The organism is Pacificimonas aurantium (genome assembly GCF_020092905.1).
GTDB lineage: Bacteria > Pseudomonadota > Alphaproteobacteria > Sphingomonadales > Sphingomonadaceae > Pacificimonas > Pacificimonas aurantium.
The window spans coordinates 78,422-95,261 of record NZ_JAGSGB010000003.1 but is presented as its reverse complement, the minus strand read 5'-3'; the positions used below and the strand labels follow the sequence as shown (position 1 = coordinate 95,261).

Below are 16,840 nucleotides of genomic sequence, written 5' to 3'. Positions count from 1 at the left end.
CTCGCTCTATCTGCCCCCTAGCAATTGCGAGTCAAACGCAAATACAGTTCGGCCATCAGAAACGTCCGGTCAACGTAACCAAAGCCTGCCGACCCTGCGCCGGCACGGCAAAGTGCGGATTACGCAGTTTCACAATGTAGCGCTCGTCCGAGATGTTCTGAACATTGACCCGGATGCCGAGATAGTCGCTGACTTCATAGGCCGCGTGGGCGTCGAACCGGACATAACCGTCGGCCCGTACGAGATTGCCGCCGTCAGCGAATTTTTCCGAGGCGCCATAGGCACCGCCGCCGATGCTGAACCGCGGCGTCACTTCCCAGTCGAGCGTCGCGGCAAGATTGTGCTCCGGCGTCTGCGGCAGACGATTCCCATCATTGGCCGATCCATCGGTCAGTTCGCTGTCGACATAGGTATAGCCGACCACGAGGGAGACAGGTCCTGCCGTTCCGGAGACGCTGACCTCCACGCCCTGAAGGCGGGCGGAATCGAAGATATCGGTCACGACGTCCGCATCAGAGTCCACTTGCAGGATATTGTTACGATCGACCCGGAACAATGCGCCCGAGAGGAGAAGGCCGCCTTCGAACAGCTCCGCCTTCGCCCCGATCTCGTAATTCTCATATTCCTGCGGCTCGTTCAGCTGGTTGTTGCTGCCGAGATTGTCCGATCCCTCGCCGACCGTCGTCCCCGGGGGCGTCTTGGAATTGCCATAGGAAGCGTACAGGCTTGTCGTGCCGGTTGGCTTGAAGATCGCGCCCGCTTGCCAGGTCACGAAGTCCGCCTCGTTCTCCGCGTTGTAACAGCCGCCACGACCGCAGCCGGAGCCCTCGGCATTGAACTTGGTCCAGCGAATCCCGCCATTCAGGAGGAGGCTTTCCGTCAAGGTGACGGTGTCGAACAGGTAGACGCTGTAATCCTCTGCGCTGGCGCTGGAGGGGCTTGAACTGCGCGTAATGCTGCCAGTCCATGGGTCGGACGGATCGGGATTTGCCAGCGGCGCACAGTTTCCTTCGGCAAGGCCCTGCGCGTTACAACCGGAGTCAGGATCGTCGGCGTTGAAGCGGTAGCTGCCCGTTTCGACGCTGTAGTTGCGGTTCGTGCTGTCCGACAGCGTGAATTCGAAGCCCGTCGAAAGCGAATGTTCAATTCCGCCAGTTTCGAATACGGCGCTGAGGTTGGAGTTGCTCGCAATCCCCTCGTTCAGGGAGTTGCGGCTCTTGGTATTGCGCCAGACATAGCCGTTCTGGACATTGCCCGCGCTGTCGTCGGGATTGGTGACGATGTAGTTGTTCCGCGAATTGGAATAGCGGGTGATGTGCGACAGGACGACATTGTCCGATACCTGCGCATCGATCTGGAAGGTCACGGCGTCGACCCGGGTTTCCTGAAAGTCGCGCGCAAGGAGGCCGTAGAAATTGTCCGGGTCGACATCCGCCGGTTCGCGCACTCCGCCCGGCAACTGATTGCGTGAGGTCAGCGGCAGCCCATAGTCTGGCATCGCATCCGTCTCGAGGTGGTAGTAGTCGAGCGTTGCCGTGACGTCCTCGCCGACGCCGAAGCTCACCGAAGGCGTGATGCCCCAGCGATCGTCATAGACTTCATCGCGTCCGGGGATCATCGCATCCTGGTACATGCCGACCAGCCGCACCGCGAAGCTGTCGCCAAGCTCCTGGTTCACATCGGCCGTAACGCGGTAGAAGTCCTCCGTGCCGGCAGTCGCCTGAACCTCGGCGAAATCGCCCGCGCGGGCCACCTTCGATACCAGGTTGATCGCACCGGCGGCGGTGCCGCGGCCACCGAAGGCCGAACTCGGCCCCTTCGCCACCTCGATCGCTTCGAGCGCAAAGACTTCGCGGGTCTGCGAGCCGATGTCGCGCACACCGTCGACGAACACGTCGCCCGTCGCGTCCACGCCGCGGATGAACGGAATGTCGGCACTGGCAACGCCGCCTTCGCCCGCACCGAGCGTGATGCCGGGAACGGTGCGCAACGCTTCCTGCAAGGAGAAGGATGCGGTGTCCTTCAGCACCTCCTCTGGGATGACGGTAACGATCCGCGGCGTGTCGATCAGCGGTGCCGTCGACTTGGGCGAGCGAATGTCGGGGACACTGTAGTCGTCGTCGACGGACTCGTAGGTGACCGCCACGCCTTCAAGCTGGGTTTCCTCCTCGGGGGTCTCCTGAGCAAGCGCAGGGGCCGTGGCAACGAAGCCGACGCAGCCGAGCGCGAGGAATTTGGCGTGACGAATGGAACTGGACATTGATTACCCCCGGTTGTTCTGATCAGGGGCGCTAATGCGAACCGTTTGCAGCTATGTCAAACGGTTTCTGCGATTAATTTTCAAAAGCGTTATGCGTCAGCCCATTGCCGTAGCAGATTGTGATAGAGGTTGGTCAGTTCCCGCACCGAAGGGTCGTTGCCGCCCTTCTCCTCGGTCAGGCGCTGGACGACCGTATCGAGCCGATACAGATGCTCGCGCTGTTCATTGTTCCTCACCATGCTCTGCAGCCAGAAGAAGCTCGCAACGCGCGCGCCGCTGGTAACGGGGGTGACGCGGTGAAGGCTGGAGGCCGGATAGAGCACGGCATGCCCGACCGGAAGTTTTACGGTCTGCTCGCCGAACAGGTCCTCGACGACCAGTTCGCCCCCTTCATAGCTGCCGGGTTCTGCCAGGAAGAGTGTGCACGACAGATCGCTGCGGATACGAAAGTCGCTACCCCGAAGCTGGCGGATGGCGTTGTCGACATGAGTGCCGAATTCCTCCCCGCCGGAATATCGGTTGAAAAGCGGTGGGAACACCTTCAGCGGCAGGGCGGCGGCGATGAAGGCAGGAGTGCGACCGAGCGCCGCGACGACCGCCTGTCCGGCCTTCTGCTGGACCTCGCTGCCTTCTTTCAGCTGCATATTGCGCTTGGTGAGACGCGACTGATGGCCTGACGTCTCGTTGCCGTCGACCCATTCGCCGGAATCTATGAGCTTCCGCAGCTCCGTTACCTCGTCCTTCGACAGGACATTCGGGATCTTCAGCATCATGCCGAAGCCTTCCTTTCCAGTTGTTCTTCCGGTCGAGCCATCGCCGCCCAGCGTTCCGATCGCAGAACCTGTCCGTGGCGGTCGACGATCCTAGCGGGAAGCCCGTACCGATCCGCAAAGGCAAGCGCTTGACCGGGATCAAGAACCATCAGCGCCGTGGCAAGACCGTCGGCCTGCATGCAGGACGGGTGGAGCACGGTCGCGGCCCGGCTAGCCTGTGCCAGTGGCCGGCGCATCGCCGGGTCCAGCGTGTGAGACCAGCTTTGCCCCTCGGCCTCGCGCCGCCGGTGCCAGTCGCCCGACGTGGCGACCGCCCATCCGCATAGGGCGATCCGAGCTGGCGGCACGGGCAGGCCGGGCGGACCCTCTATGTCCACCCACCAGGGCAGGCCGTTGGGCTTCACCCCCCTGCCCGCCAGTTCTCCGCCGATTTCGACGAGCGCGTTGTCCCATCCCGCGGCCACCAGCCTGGCGAGGCAGAGGTCGACGGCAAATCCCTTCGCAATGGCCGACAGGTCGAGCAGCGAGCCGCCCGGCTGAGTCAGCTTCCGCGCCGCGGCATCGAACGGCATAGAGGATGTTTCCCGCCCTTCGCATGCCTGCTCTTCAATGGTCTCGGGCGGCGCGGCAACACCGAACCCCCAGGCTTCGCTAGCATCTCCGAGTAGCGGGTCGAAGGCTCCGCCGGACCGGTCCTGAATCGTCAGGGCGCAGTCGAGTACGTGCGCGAACCCCGGCGAGATCGACATCTCGACCCCGCCCGGAGCATGGTTGAACCGACTTAGCTCCGACGCTGGGTCCCATTGGCTCATCTGACGGATGACTTCGTCGCACGCACCTGCGACCGTCCGACCTATCCGGTCCGCATCGGCTCCCGCGGCGACAACCGACGCACGCCAATAGGTACCCATGGTCTCGCCGGTCAGTCGCAGGACGTCGCCCGCCAGAGGGCGCAGGTCGGCGCTCTCCGGCGGGTCGGGAATTAGCAACTCGATGGGTAGCTCAGAAGTGGTCAGAGCGGCAGGAACTCCAGCACCGCGGTATAGCTGGCGCGGCGCGAGTCGATCTGCGGATCGTCGGCTGCATCGGACTGGGTACCCGCCTCGACATAATAGTAGCCGGGCTCCTCGACGAGCAGTTCGACCATGCCGTCGGCGTCGGTCGTCAGCGTCTGGACGCCGGGAGTGTCGCGGTAACGCGTACCGCCCTTCACGAACTCGACTTCCATATTCGCCGCCGGCTGACCGTTGTGGAGAAAGCGCATCTGCGCGGGCTCACCCGTGACAAGGTCGTTTGGATGAGTCACCGGAATCATCTCCAGACCGCGCTGGGTGGGCTGAAGCGCGTCATCGCTCGGGGCCCCAAGCGTGACGAAAGTTTCCGTACGACCCGCATTCTCCGAGATGCGGACCTCCGTCGCCTCGGCAGGAATCGCCGTCTCGATCTCGGCGCGGCTGCCGCGCCAGCGCTGGCGTTCGCCGTTCAGCATGTAAAAGCCCATCACTCCGTCATTGGCGAGAGCAATCCGGTACGTCCCCTGCTGCGTCAGAGGGAGGTCGAACACGCTGCGATAGTCACCGGACCCGATAACCTTCGGCTCCACAGGCTGCCCGTCCGGACCGACGATCGTCAGGCTGTCCAGGCCGAGGGGGCGATGCTCGAACAGGAACAGCCCGTTCGACGCCGCCGCATCGACGGTCACAAGTTCGCTATCTCCGGACAGCACCGTTGCGGACGGCAGCAGCCAGCGCCGATGTGCATCGGCGGGTGCAGCAGTGAGAAGTGCCGCCGCCGGAAGGGCCGCAGCGAGGCTTAGAAGCTTGCGTTTGAAGGTCATGGTTCGATCTCCCGGGACAGATGGTTCAAGGTTTCAGCGTCAGTTTGATCGCGCGCAGTTCGCTGTCGCCCTCGCCGGACAGCGTCTGCGCCCGCTGCGGAGGCCATTGGAAGGGAATCGAGACGGTTTCGCGCCCGCCGACTTCGCGGGCGGCCTCGACCACAAGCGTGTACTTACCGGGTTTGAGGTCGCCGAGCGGCCGGCGCCCTTCCGTATAGCTGACCTCGTGCGTCCCTGGTCCCTGAGTCGGACCGCTGACACCGTCGACCGGCATATCGAGGGAACGGCCGGCGCGGCGCCACCAGAGCCGCATGTCCGAAAGCCATTTCTCGCCTTCGCCCCCGCGCATGTCGGTGTCGTACCAGACGTCCAGATTGGCCACGGCCTTGCGGCCGTCATCCTCGATCCAGACGGCCACATAGGGCTTGTGATATTCCGCCACCTGAAGGCGCGGGATTTCAATCGAGAGGTCGATGCCGGCAGCCATGGACGGGGCTGCAACGAGGCCGGATGCGGCAAGGAAGTAGGAGGCTTTCATGGCGGAAGGTCCTAGCTGTGCACGAAAAGAATGATGAGGAGCAGCGGGATCAACACGCCGCCGCCAACGATCGGCCAAGTTGACTTCCGGTTTTTCGCGTGAAGCTGAAGCAGGAAGAAGCCCGTGACCGAGAAAATGATACAGGCGATAGAGAAACCGTCGATGAACAGGCTCCAGGCGGCGCCTGTGTCGCGGCCCTTGTGCAGGTCGTTCAGCCAGGCAATCCAGCCCCGGTCGCTATCCTCGTAGATGAGGTCCCCTGTTTCCCGGTCGACGGCCAGCCATCCATCACCGCCGGGTCGCGGCAGCGGTACATATAGCTCGGCGGGACTCCATTCCGCTTCCCGCCGCCGAAGATCGACGGAAAGTTCTTTGTCCGCCCAATCGGCAAAACCTTCGGGGATGGGATCGCCTTCGTCTCCACCCGCCAAGGTCGCCAGCACGGGCCCCGGCACGATCGCCTCGATTTCCGCAACGCTGGGCTCAGCCTCGATATCGGCAGCGTGATTCAGCGTTATGCCGGTGAACGCGAAAAGGAGCATTCCGACAAGGCAGACGGCACTCGACATCCAGTGCCAAGTATGAAGCTGGCGCACCCAGAACGGAGAGAGGCGCCGCTTACGCTTTCGCGTTGTTCTGGGTTGTTTCCCGGCAATCATGTCCATCGGTCGGGCGCGGCTCGTCAAAGTCTGTGGTGAAGAGGCGGGCTTACCGCCGGAACGCCCTCCTTTCGCTAACTAAGAATGAATTGCAATACCAAACTGAACCATTCCCCGACTCGGGATCAGAGCCTATCGCTGCCTTATGCACAGCGTTTCCGACCCGGCTGCCCCCGCTTCCGACTCTATCGACTTCTCCGCATTCATGGCGGTCGACATCCGCTGCGGCACCATCGTCGAAGCGACCGACTTCCCAGAAGCCCGCAAGCCCGCATACCGGCTCAAGATCGATTTCGGTTCGGGCATCGGCGTGAAAAAGAGCTCCGCCCAGATAACCGTCCACTATAGCCTGGAGGAGCTCGCTGGCCGGCGGGTATTGGCGGTGGTGAACTTCCCGCCGCGCCAGATCGGCCCGTTCATGTCGGAAGTGCTCGTACTGGGATTTCCCAATGACAATGGAGACATCGTCCTCGTCGAACCCGATAAAGAGGTTCCGAACGGTGCCAGACTCGCCTGACGTTCAGCAGCAGCGCGAAGATTTCGGCGGAATTGTCTTTCGCGACAGAAAACCGTGGCAGGCCTTGGGACACTGGTCGCGTCCCCCCAGAGGCGCATCGGGCACCCCATCAAGCTGTACATAGACCAGTCCGCCGGTCGAACTGCAGATCGGGGTCAGCGCCTCCGGCGCGGGAACGGCGGCAGCGAGCGGACTTGCCGCCAGAGCCAAGGATGCAGAGGCAATGGCCAGCCGCTCTGCGGCCCTAAACCGCATTCGAGAATTCCCGGGCAACCGCCTTCCTGTAAGGATCGAAGATCGCAGCGACCGTGCGGGCATAGGGCAATCCGTCCGGAAGCACGGCGAGATAGTCCTTCTCCACCATCACGAGGTTCTTTTCCGCAAACGGTACGAGGCGGCCGCGCTCGGACGGCGAATAGGGAAGAACGCTCAGATCTGCCTCGCCCCGGCAAAGAATGTCCTCGATCACGGCGCCGCGCCACTGGTCTTCTTCGTGACGCCGAACTCCGCGCGCTCCGCTCAGTTGCCCGGCCGACAGGCGCATGCGATACCGCCCACTGTTCTTCTCGTTCTGAACGATCAGTCCGGGAAACTGACTGATCGCCGACGCCCCCAGGCCAATGAGGACATCCGCCTGGTCATCGGTAAAGCCTTGGAAGTTCCGGCGCAGCGTGCCTTCCGAAGCTGCTCGGGCCAGTGGATCGGCCGGGAGCGCAAAATGGTCGAAGCCCACCGGGACGTATCCCGCGTCGCGCAGCAGGTCGAAGCCGAACGCGGCCATCTGGAAACGCTCTTCCTGTCCGGGAAGCTGCACCGCGTCGATCTGCCGTTGACGCGGCATCAACTGGGGAACATGCGCATAGCCGAACAAGGCAATACGGTCGGGAGTCAGTTCGACCGCGCGCCGCAGCGAGTCCGCCAGATCGTCCTGCGTCTGCCCGGGCAATCCGTACATTAGGTCGAAGTTCAGCGACGAGACCCCGGCGCGCCGAAGATGGTGGGTGCATTGTTCGATCAGGTGCGGGGGCTGAATACGGCCTATCGCCTCCTGCAGTTTCGGCGAGAAGGTCTGCACGCCGAGGCTGGCATTCGCGATACCGGCGTCGGCGAACAAGGCCGCCCATTCTTCGGAAAAGCTGCGGGGGTCGATTTCTACCGAGATGAGCGGCGCGGTTGCACCAAAGGCCAGCGTAACCTCACGCAGCAGCCTGAGGAATTCATAAGGCCGGACCGCATTGGGGCTGCCGCCACCGAACGACACCCGGCCCACCCGGATGTCCTTCTCGTAAAGCAAAGCTCCTACCGCAGCGATCTCGCGCTCCAGCGCGGAGAGGTACGCGCTGACCCGGGCAGCCCTGTTCGCGCGGGCCGTGTTGCAGCCGCAATACCAGCATATCTGCTCGCAAAACGGGATATGGAGGTAGAGTGAAACGTCCACACCTCGCGGCAGGGAGGCTATGGCGTTCTCCTGCTCCGCTCGGCCGACTGTATCCGAAAATTCCGCAGCCGTCGGAAATGACGTGTAGCGTGGAACGGGCCGGGCAAGGAGATCGGGATGATAGGTCCACATGCCGTTCTGTTCGCTTACGGCCGGCCGCGCTTCCTTGACCCGGGTCAAAAGAGAAGATGACCGCGGTCAAAGATGCGTTCTCAACCTGTCCTATGATGCGTCCATCACGTTCAGACAGAAGGACTTGGCGATGAAAGCGCTCTCCCTCCCCATCATCTTGGCCACCCTCGCCGCCGGCGCGGTGCCGACGGCCGCCTCGGCCGAAGCCGGCGATGTATTGCTGCGCGTACGCGGCATTTACGTAACCCCGACCGAAGACTCCGGCGACATCCTGCCGGCCTTCCCCGGCGAGACCGTCAGCCTGACCGACGCCGTCGCGCCGGAATTCGACCTGACCTATATGGCCACGGACAATGTCGGCATCGAACTGATCGCTGCGACGACGAAGCATCAGGCGGATGGCGTGACCGGTGTGACCGGCGGGCTCGGCGACCTTGTGGAAACCTGGGTTCTGCCGCCGACGGTGACGCTGCAGTATCACTTCGCCCCGAATTCGAAGGTTCGCCCCTATGTCGGCGCCGGCTTGAACTATACTTTCTTCTGGGACGAGGAGGCGCAGGACCCTCTGACGAACGCAGTAGGCCCGACCAAGGTAACGCTCTCCGACAGTTTCGGCTGGGCCCTGCAAGCCGGCGTGGACATCGACCTCAACGAACGGTTCTTTCTGAATCTCGATGCCAAGTACATCGATATGAACACCGATGTTGAGCTCGATACGACTGCTGCCGGAATGCAGACGATCGACGTAGACGTGAACCCGTTCGTGTTCGGCGTTGGGTTCGGGATCCGACTTTAACAGTCCCCCGAATCTCTGCTCCTTTCCATGCCGGCGAGCCTCGTGCTCGTCGGCTTTTTTATACGGGCTGCAGATCTGGCGGACGTCTTATTTCGCGCCCGGCTCGTCCTCGTCGTCGATCAGGATGCGCATGGCGGCCCCTTCCGGATCATCGAACTGCCCGCGCCTCAATGCCCAGAAGAAGGCCGCAAGCCCGATCAGCCCCAGGCCAAGGGCGATGGGGATCAGGATCAGAAGTCCGTTCATACCGTCTCCTCCTCGCTTAGCCGCGCGCCAGCCGCAGCGAATTTGCCACGACCGCGACGGAGGAAACGGACATGGCGATGGCGGCTACCAGCGGGGTTACCAATCCCGCCATTGCGAGGGGCACAGCCAGCAGGTTGTACCCGATGGAGAGACCCACATTCTGTCTTACGATCGTCATGGTTCGGCGCGACGCGTCGATGACTTCGCTTACGGGCGAGAGGGCACTGCCCAAGAAGACGATGTCGGCGGCCTGCTGGCTGGCGTCGCTGGCGGTGCCGGGTGCCATCGAGGCGGTCGCGACCGCAAGAGCAGGCGCATCGTTCAGACCGTCCCCGACCATCAGCACACGCCGTCCTGCGCTTTCCGCTTCGGCGATGGCGCGCATCTTTGCCGACGGGGTCAGCCGCGCCTCCGCGGCCAGTCCGACGCTCGCCGCTACGGCGGTGACAACTTCCTGCCGGTCGCCGGACAGCATTTTTGTCTCGAAACCTTTTCGGCGAAGGTCCTGCACCACCTCCCCTGCCCCAGGTCTGACTGAGTCCCTGAAACCGATCAGCCGGTCGGGTTGTCCATCCCGCGAATAACAGGCTGCAAGCGTGGCGACACGCTGCTGCGGCCGATCGTAGGATACCCGTCGACCCGCATAGGTGCCGCTGAGGCCGAGGCCGGGTTCTTCTCCGATATTTTCCACCTCTGCGGGAGCTGTTCCCTCGGCCGTCAAACGCGCCGCCGTCGCGCGGGACAGCGGATGTCGGCTCGTCTGAACCAGTGCCAGCAGGATCGACCGGTCTTCGTCCGAGAGCATCTCCAGGCCAGAGGGCACCGGCTCCCCCCGGGTCAGGGTGCCGGTCTTGTCGAAGTAAACGGTGTCGATGTCGGCAATGCGTTCGAGCGCACTGCCATCCTTCACCAGGATGCCCTGTTTCATCAGACGTCCACACGCGACTACCTGGGCAGCGGGGACCGCGAGCCCAAGGGCGCAGGGGCAGGTGATGATCAGGACGGCGATCGCGACAAGCAGCGCCTGGTGCCATCCAGCGCCGGCCATCATCCATCCCGCGAACGCCGCCACCGCGAGGGCATGCACCGCAGGCGTGTAAATGCGCGCGGCCCGGTCGGCGAGACGCACGTAACGCGAGTCCGACTGACTGGCTGCCTCCATCAGAGCCGTCAGTTCCGCCACGGTGTCGGAGTTGCCGACACGGGAAATCCTTACACGAACCGGCGCCGTCAGGTTCAGCGTACCGGCGGCGACCTTCGCGCCGGGCCCGGTTCGTTCCGGAACGCTTTCGCCCGTAAGGAGAGAGCTGTCTATTTCGCTCGATCCCTCGACCACCGTTCCGTCCGCGGCGAAGCGGTCCCCGGCCGCCACCAGCATCACCATGCCGGGCGCGAGGTCGGCGGTTTCCCGCCATGCCGTCGAGCCATCCGGGGCCACGACGTGAGCGCCCGGCGCACGCTGGCGCAGGAGCGAGCGGACGCCCTCCTCCGCGCGCCGCCGCATCATCCGGTCCATGACGCGTCCCGCCAGAAGGAAGAAAAGCAGCATCAATGCACCGTCGAACCAGGCATGCGGCCCGCCAATGGCCGTCTCATAGAGGCTCATGGCGGTTACCAGAACGAGGCCCACGCTGATCGGCACGTCCATATTGGTTCGCCGCGCGGCCAGCGCAGCAAGAGCGGACCCGAAAAAAGGCCTGCCCGCATAGGCGATGGCCGGAATCGCGATGAGTGCGGAGAGCCAGTGGAACAGACCCCGCGTAGCATCGCCGGCGCCCGACCAGATGCTGACCGAGAGCAGCATCACGTTCATCGACGCAAAGCCCGCCACCGCCATCGCACGCACGAGCGCGGTCAGCTCCGGATCGCGCCCCTTATCAGCCTCCGCCGCCGCAAGGGGCTGGGCGTCGAAACCGAGATCCTTCAGGCGCTCGACCAGCCAAGCCGCATCGCGGGCAGGATCGTGCGTGACGGTAACGGTCTTGCCGGAGAAGCGCACCCGCGCGGCCACGATGGCCGGCTCCTTGACGAGATCCCGCTCGATCTTGGCGATACAGCCCGCACAGCTGATGCCGGGAACGACAAGTCTGGTTTCCCGGCAGGGAGCCTTGGCGGCGAGCGGCGCGACCTCCGTCATGGCAGGTCGATCTGGATTCGCCTTTCGGCGTCGCCCCGCGTCATGGCGAGGCGTACCTGCCACCGGCCCGAGCCGACCATCCCCGCATACCGCCCGGGTGCGACTTCCGTGAAGACGACCGGATGAGGATCCGCCACCCCGACCGGATGCCGCTTCGACCCTCTGATATTCAGGCCTCCGATCGCGTCTCCACCCTCACTCAGAACGGACAGCATAAGCTCCCCGTCGTGCCGGTCGTAAGAGACGTCCCAGCCAAGGGTTTCGCCCTGCCGCGCCTGTTCCAGCCAGCCGTTGAATTTCTGGCTCGCGACATAGCTGTTGTCGACGACGGTTCCGCCGAAGGTGCCGCTGGCGAACATCGCCATGGTCAGGTTCACCGCGATGATCGTGCCGAAGAAGGCGATGAATATGGCGGCCATATGCTTTCCCGTCAGCGTTCCGCGGGTCATCGCCTCGTCTCCGGTCGGTCAAAATAGATTTCGTCTGAGTCCGCGCCGCCCTCGTCGTCGAGCGCCTCGACCGCAAGGCCGAACGCTTCGCGCTCCGCCCCCTCGCCCGGCGCGGCAACGAACACTCTGAGGGCCTGAACGCTGTCTGCGGGAACGGTCGTGACAACGTCGCGGTCGGCAAGCTCACGCGAGCCTTCGGACGTCCACAAAACGCCTCCCTCCAGCCCCACAAGCGAAACCCGCATTTCTCGCGGCCGCGCCTGCATATTGCGAAGCTTGACGGTATAGCCGTTGCGAACCGCACCGTCGGCAAGCTGCACATAGGGCGGGTTCCGGTCCTGCAGTGCCCCGATATCGATGCGCGACCGTGTACCCACCGCAAACAGCATGGCGAGCCCGATGGCGGCCCACAGCGTCAGGTAGATCAGCGTACGGGGCCGTACCAGGTACCGCCACGCCGGCGGGGCTTCCTTACCCTGCTCCTCCAGCTGCTGCTGTTCGAGCGTGGTGTAGTCGATCAGACCGCGCGGCCGGTCGATCTTGTCCATGACCCGGTCGCACGCATCGATGCACAGCGCGCAGGTAATGCAGCCGATCTGCGGACCTTCGCGAATATCGATCCCCGTCGGACAGACGCTGACGCACTGCAGGCAATCGATACAGTCGCCCCATAGCTCGTCCGGGCCGCGCTGTTTCTTCAGCCCCTTTGCACGAGGTTCTCCGCGCCAATCCTTGTATGTGACGATCAACGATTTTTCGTCGAGCATCGCCGACTGGATGCGCGGCCACGGGCACATGTAGATACATACCTGCTCGCGCATGAAGCCGCCGAGAACAAAGGTCGTCATCGTCAAAACGAACACGGTGCCGTACGCGACCGGCGCAGCTTCGCCGGTGACGAAGTCGCGCGCCAGGGTCGGCGCATCGGCGAAGTAGAAGATCCACGCGCCGCCGGTCGCCATCGCGATGACCAGCCAGATCGACCATTTGAACAGCCGCCTCGCGATCTTCGCGGGGCCCCAGGGCGCCTTCTGCAACCTGATCTGTGCGTTCCGGTCGCCGTCCACCCAGCGTTCGATATGCTGAAACAGGTCGGTCCACACCGTCTGCGGGCAGGCATAGCCGCACCAGGCGCGACCGACAGCCGACGTTACCAGGAACAGACCGATGCCCGCCATCACCAGCAGGCCGACCACATAGTAGAATTCATGCGGCCAGATCTCGATGCCGAACATGAAGAAGCGCCGGTTCGCCAGGTCGACAAGCACGGCCTGGTCGGGGGCGTACGGCCCCCGGTCCCAGCGAATCCACGGCGTCACGTAGTAGATCGTCAGCGTCACCGCCATGATCGCCCATTTCAGGCGGCGGAAGGTGCCGTCGATCTTCTGCGGGAAAACGCTCTTGCGCTTCTCGTATAGCTGGAGCGGCGGATCCTCGAGGATGTCAGGGGCGCTCATCGACCTCCGTCTCCGGATTCTCAGCGACCTCCACAAAGTCCTCGCCGCCCCCGCGCGAGTGCACATAGGCCGTCAGCATTTTTATCTCGACGGGGTTCAGCCGGGCGCCGAAGCGGGGCATGACGCCGTAGCGGCTATTCCGGACCGTCTGCCTGATCGTTTCCGTATCGCCGCCATACAGCCAGATCGCATCGGTCAGGTTCGGCGCTCCCTGCTCGCGGTCGCCGGCACCTTCGGGCCCATGGCATACCGCGCACTGCTGCCCGAAGATTTCGGCACCGCGAACCGCCGCCTCGGACGGATCCGCCTGCCCGCTAATCACGCGCACATGGGCGGTAACGTCGGCGATTTCCTCCTCACTGAGGAGACCGTCCCGCCCGAAGGCCGGCATCATGGAAAAACGCGTCTCGTCATGGTCGGGATTCCGGATGCCATGCTCCAGCGTGTACTGGATGGCCTTCATGTCCCCGCCCCACAGCCATTCGTCATCGTTGAGGTTGGGATAGCCCTTGCCGCCGGCGGCACCCGTTCCGTGGCACTGCACGCAGTAGTTCTTGAACAGTGACTCGCCGCCGACCTGCGCGAAGCGGAGAAGCTCGCTGTCTTCGGGCAGTCGTTCGATCGGGGTCGCGGCGATGGCCTCCAGGATCGGCGCGCGCCTTTCCGCTTCCTCGGCCATTTCCTCGGCGAGCTCCTCTTCGCTCGACCAACCGAGCAGCCCCTTGGTATATCCGGCGATTCCAGGCCAGGCAGGGTAGAAAACCGTGTAGACGAGTGCCCAGATGATGGTTGCGTAGAATGTCCACAGCCACCAGCGCGGCAGGGGCGTGTTCAGCTCCTCGATGCCGTCCCACTCATGCCCGACGGTCTCTGTGCCGGTCGGTTCGTCGATACGCTTCTTTGTGTCGGCCATCTTACCGGTCCCCCGGAACATCGTCTTCGAAAATCATGGTGCGCGCTCGCTCGTTTCCCGGCTTCGCTCGTGGCAGGAAGACCCAGCCGCACAGCAGAAGGTACAGGATCACCATCGCGGCAAGACCGTAGCTGTCGGCAAAGTGCCGGAACGCCTCGTAGGTCATTCGCTCAGTTCCTCCATGGGAGCCGCCGCTTCGAAGTCCACGAGCGTGCCGAGCATCTGCAAATACGCCACCAGCGCATCCATCTCCGTCAGACGCCGCGGATCGCCGTCGAAGTCGCGCACCTGCGACTTGGGATAGAATTCCTGCAGGTCGGGTGCGAAGCCGTCGGGATCGGCCTGAAGGGCAAGGTGCTCTGCCGCCTGCTCGATCTGCTCGTCGGTGTAGGGCACGCCGACGCGGCGCAGCGCCGTGAGGTGAGCCCCCGGATCTTCCATGTCGAGACGCCGTTCGGCGAGGAAGGAATAGCTCGGCATGATCGATTCCGGCACCACCGACCGGGGGTCGATAAGGTGCTGGACATGCCATTCATCCGAGTAGCGCCCCCCGACCCGCGCCAGATCGGGACCGGTCCGTTTGGAGCCCCACTGGAACGGGTGGTCGTACATACTTTCGGCGGACAGCGAATAATGGCCATACCGGTCCACTTCATCGCGGAACGGGCGCACCATCTGGCTGTGGCAGTTGTAGCAACCCTCGCGGATGTAGATATTGCGTCCGGCGAGCTCCAGCGGAGTGTAGGGGCGAACTCCCTCCACTTCCTCGACCGTTTCTTCGAGGTAGAAGAGCGGGGCGATTTCGACGATGCCACCGATGACGACGGTCACGAGGGCCGCCGCGGCCAGCAACGTAACGTTGCGTTCGAGTTTCTTGTGTTTCTCTGTGAAGGTCGACACGTGTCTCTTCCTTACTCGGCGGGCTGGCCGACCAGCGGACGGTCGGCAGCTTCGTCATAGGGTGCGGAATGCATTGGTTTTTCGTCGCGGACCCGACCGGCGATCGTCATCCAGACATTCCAGACCATCAGGAATGCCCCGGCCAGGTAGAGCAGGCCGCCAACGGCACGGATCAGGTACATCGGAAGCATCGCCTCGGTGACTTCGGAGAAGGCGTAGACGAGATATCCGTCGGCGCCGTATTCGCGCCACATCAGGCCCTGCATGATGCCGGCGACCCACATGGCGGCCGCGTAGAGAACGATACCCACGGTCGCGAGCCAGAAATGCCAGTTCACCATGCGCAGCGAATAAAGCCGCTCACGGCGCCACAGCCGTGGAACCAGGAAGTAGATGCTGGCGAAGGTGATCATGCCGTTCCAGCCCAGGGCACCCGAATGCACATGGCCGATGGTCCAGTCGGTATAGTGCGACAGGCTGTTCACGCTGCGAATGGACAGCATCGGCCCTTCGAAGGTCGACATGCCGTAGAAGGCCAGCGCCATCACCATCATGCGAATGATCGGATCGGTGCGGATTTTGTCCCAGGCGCCGTTCAGCGTCATCAGGCCGTTGATCATGCCGCCCCAGCTCGGCATCCACAGCATCACCGAGAACACCATGCCCAGCGTCTGCGCCCAGTCGGGAAGCGCGGTGTAGTGCAGGTGATGCGGGCCTGCCCAGATGTAGAGGAAGATCAGCGACCAGAAGTGGATGATCGACAGCCGGTAGCTGTAGATCGGCCGGTCGGCCTGCTTCGGCACGAAATAGTACATCATGGCCAGAAAGCCGGCGGTGAGGAAGAAGCCGACCGCGTTATGACCGTACCACCACTGGGTCAGCGCATCCTGAACACCCGCAAAGGCGCTGTAGCTCTTCGATCCCAGCAGGCTGACGGGCATGGTCAGATTGTTGACGATGTGCAGCATCGCGATTGTCAGGATGAAGGCCAGATAGAACCAGTTGGCCACATAGATATGGGGTTCGGACCGCTTCACGATGGTCCCGATGAAGACCACCGCATAGGCAACCCAGACGATCGTCAGCCACAGGTCGACATACCATTCGGGCTCGGCATATTCCTTGCCCGCGGTAATCCCGAGCAGATAGCCGGTGGCAGCCAGCACGATGAACAGCTGGTAGCCCCAGAATACGAAGCGGGCGAGGCCAGGCGCGAACAGCCGGGCACGGCATGTCCGCTGGACCACATAGAAGCTGGTGGCGATGAGCGCGTTCCCGCCGAAAGCGAAAATGACCGCCGATGTGTGGAGGGGGCGCAGCCGCCCGAAATTGAGATAGGGTTCGAGATTGAGCTGCGGGAAAGTCAGCTGCAGGGCAATGAAGACGCCGGCGAGGAAGCCCGCAATCCCCCAGAAGACGGTTGCGATCACGCCCCAGCGGATCGGGTCGTCGTCATAGCGTCCGGGATCGGCCGGGGCGCGAAGAATACGACCCGACACCGCCTCGAAATCGGTATTGCTGAGCGTCAGCCAGCCAAGGATCAGCGCCGCCGCCCCGACGGTCGCCAGATGGATGGCGAAACCGGTATCCTCGGCCAGCACCACGCCGACCGTCGTGAGAAGGAAGAGCGCGAACCATCCAAAGGCTCGCGTCAGTACTACATCCATCGCTGTTTTCCCCGCGTGCAAGAGCGAACCGGCACCGCCTAGGCACCTCCGGTTCGCCCTTCGCAGGCGCAGCGGCGGCGAACATTGACTGCCGTCAATTTTCGGCGCGGGGGAAACTACG

Annotated in this window: 17 protein-coding genes; 2 read left to right on the top strand and 15 right to left on the bottom strand. The window is 63.4% G+C overall.

Annotated elements, in window-relative coordinates:
- Positions 1-55: 55 nt before the first annotated feature.
- From KCN53_RS13570 to KCN53_RS13545, 6 genes are all read right to left on the bottom strand, one after another.
- Entirely contained in the window at positions 56-2,260 is a 2,205-nt protein-coding gene (locus KCN53_RS13570) for a TonB-dependent receptor (protein WP_088713676.1), read from the bottom strand.
- 89 nt (positions 2,261-2,349) lie between these two features.
- Positions 2,350-3,033: a Fe2+-dependent dioxygenase gene (locus KCN53_RS13565; RefSeq protein ID WP_088713677.1), complete on the bottom strand. Its 684-nt coding sequence runs from the start codon at positions 3,031-3,033 to the stop codon at positions 2,350-2,352.
- Entirely contained in the window at positions 3,030-4,022 is a 993-nt protein-coding gene (locus KCN53_RS13560) for an FAD:protein FMN transferase (RefSeq protein WP_088713678.1), read from the bottom strand. Before KCN53_RS13560 ends, KCN53_RS13565 begins: the two co-directional genes overlap by 4 nt.
- A gap of 23 nt (positions 4,023-4,045) precedes the next feature.
- Positions 4,046-4,870: a DUF4198 domain-containing protein gene (locus KCN53_RS13555; protein ID WP_088713679.1), complete on the bottom strand. Its 825-nt coding sequence runs from the start codon at positions 4,868-4,870 to the stop codon at positions 4,046-4,048.
- A gap of 25 nt (positions 4,871-4,895) precedes the next feature.
- Positions 4,896-5,408: a DUF2271 domain-containing protein gene (locus KCN53_RS13550; RefSeq protein ID WP_088713680.1), complete on the bottom strand. Its 513-nt coding sequence runs from the start codon at positions 5,406-5,408 to the stop codon at positions 4,896-4,898.
- Positions 5,409-5,419: 11 nt separating this feature from the next.
- Complete coding sequence (locus tag KCN53_RS13545) at positions 5,420-6,067, bottom strand: PepSY-associated TM helix domain-containing protein (protein ID WP_088713762.1); 648 nt, start codon at positions 6,065-6,067, stop codon at positions 5,420-5,422.
- A gap of 145 nt (positions 6,068-6,212) precedes the next feature.
- Between KCN53_RS13545 and KCN53_RS13540 the strand changes: the two genes are divergently transcribed.
- Entirely contained in the window at positions 6,213-6,584 is a 372-nt protein-coding gene (locus KCN53_RS13540) for a tRNA-binding protein (protein WP_088713681.1), read from the top strand.
- A 244-nt stretch (positions 6,585-6,828) separates the two neighbouring features.
- On the opposite strand, the gene hemN is transcribed toward KCN53_RS13540, so the two are convergent.
- Positions 6,829-8,154, bottom strand: a complete 1,326-nt coding sequence (gene hemN, locus KCN53_RS13535) for an oxygen-independent coproporphyrinogen III oxidase (protein WP_088713682.1) — start codon at positions 8,152-8,154, stop codon at positions 6,829-6,831.
- A 130-nt stretch (positions 8,155-8,284) separates the two neighbouring features.
- Between hemN and KCN53_RS13530 the strand changes: the two genes are divergently transcribed.
- Positions 8,285-8,950 (top strand): OmpW/AlkL family protein, encoded by a 666-nt coding sequence (locus tag KCN53_RS13530; protein WP_088713763.1) that lies wholly within the window; start codon positions 8,285-8,287, stop codon positions 8,948-8,950.
- 87 nt (positions 8,951-9,037) lie between these two features.
- On the opposite strand, the gene ccoS is transcribed toward KCN53_RS13530, so the two are convergent.
- Genes ccoS through ccoN form a run of 8 tightly spaced genes read right to left on the bottom strand, consistent with a single transcriptional unit; the run spans position 9,038 to position 16,719 of the window.
- On the bottom strand, positions 9,038-9,196 hold the full coding sequence (gene ccoS, locus KCN53_RS13525) for a cbb3-type cytochrome oxidase assembly protein CcoS (RefSeq protein WP_088713683.1): 159 nt from the start codon (positions 9,194-9,196) through the stop codon (positions 9,038-9,040).
- A gap of 16 nt (positions 9,197-9,212) precedes the next feature.
- Positions 9,213-11,333: a heavy metal translocating P-type ATPase gene (locus KCN53_RS13520; protein ID WP_088713684.1), complete on the bottom strand. Its 2,121-nt coding sequence runs from the start codon at positions 11,331-11,333 to the stop codon at positions 9,213-9,215.
- Positions 11,330-11,782 carry a FixH family protein gene (locus KCN53_RS13515; RefSeq protein ID WP_224199725.1) on the bottom strand — a complete coding sequence of 151 codons (453 nt, stop codon included), beginning with the start codon at positions 11,780-11,782 and terminating at the stop codon, positions 11,330-11,332. The genes KCN53_RS13520 and KCN53_RS13515 overlap by 4 nt, the downstream gene beginning before the upstream one ends.
- Positions 11,779-13,239 (bottom strand): cytochrome c oxidase accessory protein CcoG, encoded by a 1,461-nt coding sequence (gene ccoG, locus KCN53_RS13510; RefSeq protein WP_088713685.1) that lies wholly within the window; start codon positions 13,237-13,239, stop codon positions 11,779-11,781. The genes KCN53_RS13515 and ccoG overlap by 4 nt, the downstream gene beginning before the upstream one ends.
- Entirely contained in the window at positions 13,226-14,152 is a 927-nt protein-coding gene (ccoP, locus tag KCN53_RS13505; protein WP_088713686.1) for a cytochrome-c oxidase, cbb3-type subunit III, read from the bottom strand. The genes ccoG and ccoP overlap by 14 nt, the downstream gene beginning before the upstream one ends.
- A 1-nt stretch (position 14,153) precedes the next feature.
- Positions 14,154-14,318 (bottom strand): cbb3-type cytochrome c oxidase subunit 3, encoded by a 165-nt coding sequence (locus KCN53_RS13500; protein ID WP_088713687.1) that lies wholly within the window; start codon positions 14,316-14,318, stop codon positions 14,154-14,156.
- Complete coding sequence (ccoO, locus tag KCN53_RS13495) at positions 14,315-15,052, bottom strand: cytochrome-c oxidase, cbb3-type subunit II (protein ID WP_088713688.1); 738 nt, start codon at positions 15,050-15,052, stop codon at positions 14,315-14,317. Before ccoO ends, KCN53_RS13500 begins: the two co-directional genes overlap by 4 nt.
- Before the next feature lie 11 nt (positions 15,053-15,063).
- Positions 15,064-16,719, bottom strand: coding sequence for a cytochrome-c oxidase, cbb3-type subunit I (gene ccoN / locus KCN53_RS13490; RefSeq protein WP_088713689.1), 1,656 nt, complete (start codon positions 16,717-16,719; stop codon positions 15,064-15,066).
- Positions 16,720-16,840: the final 121 nt, after the last annotated feature.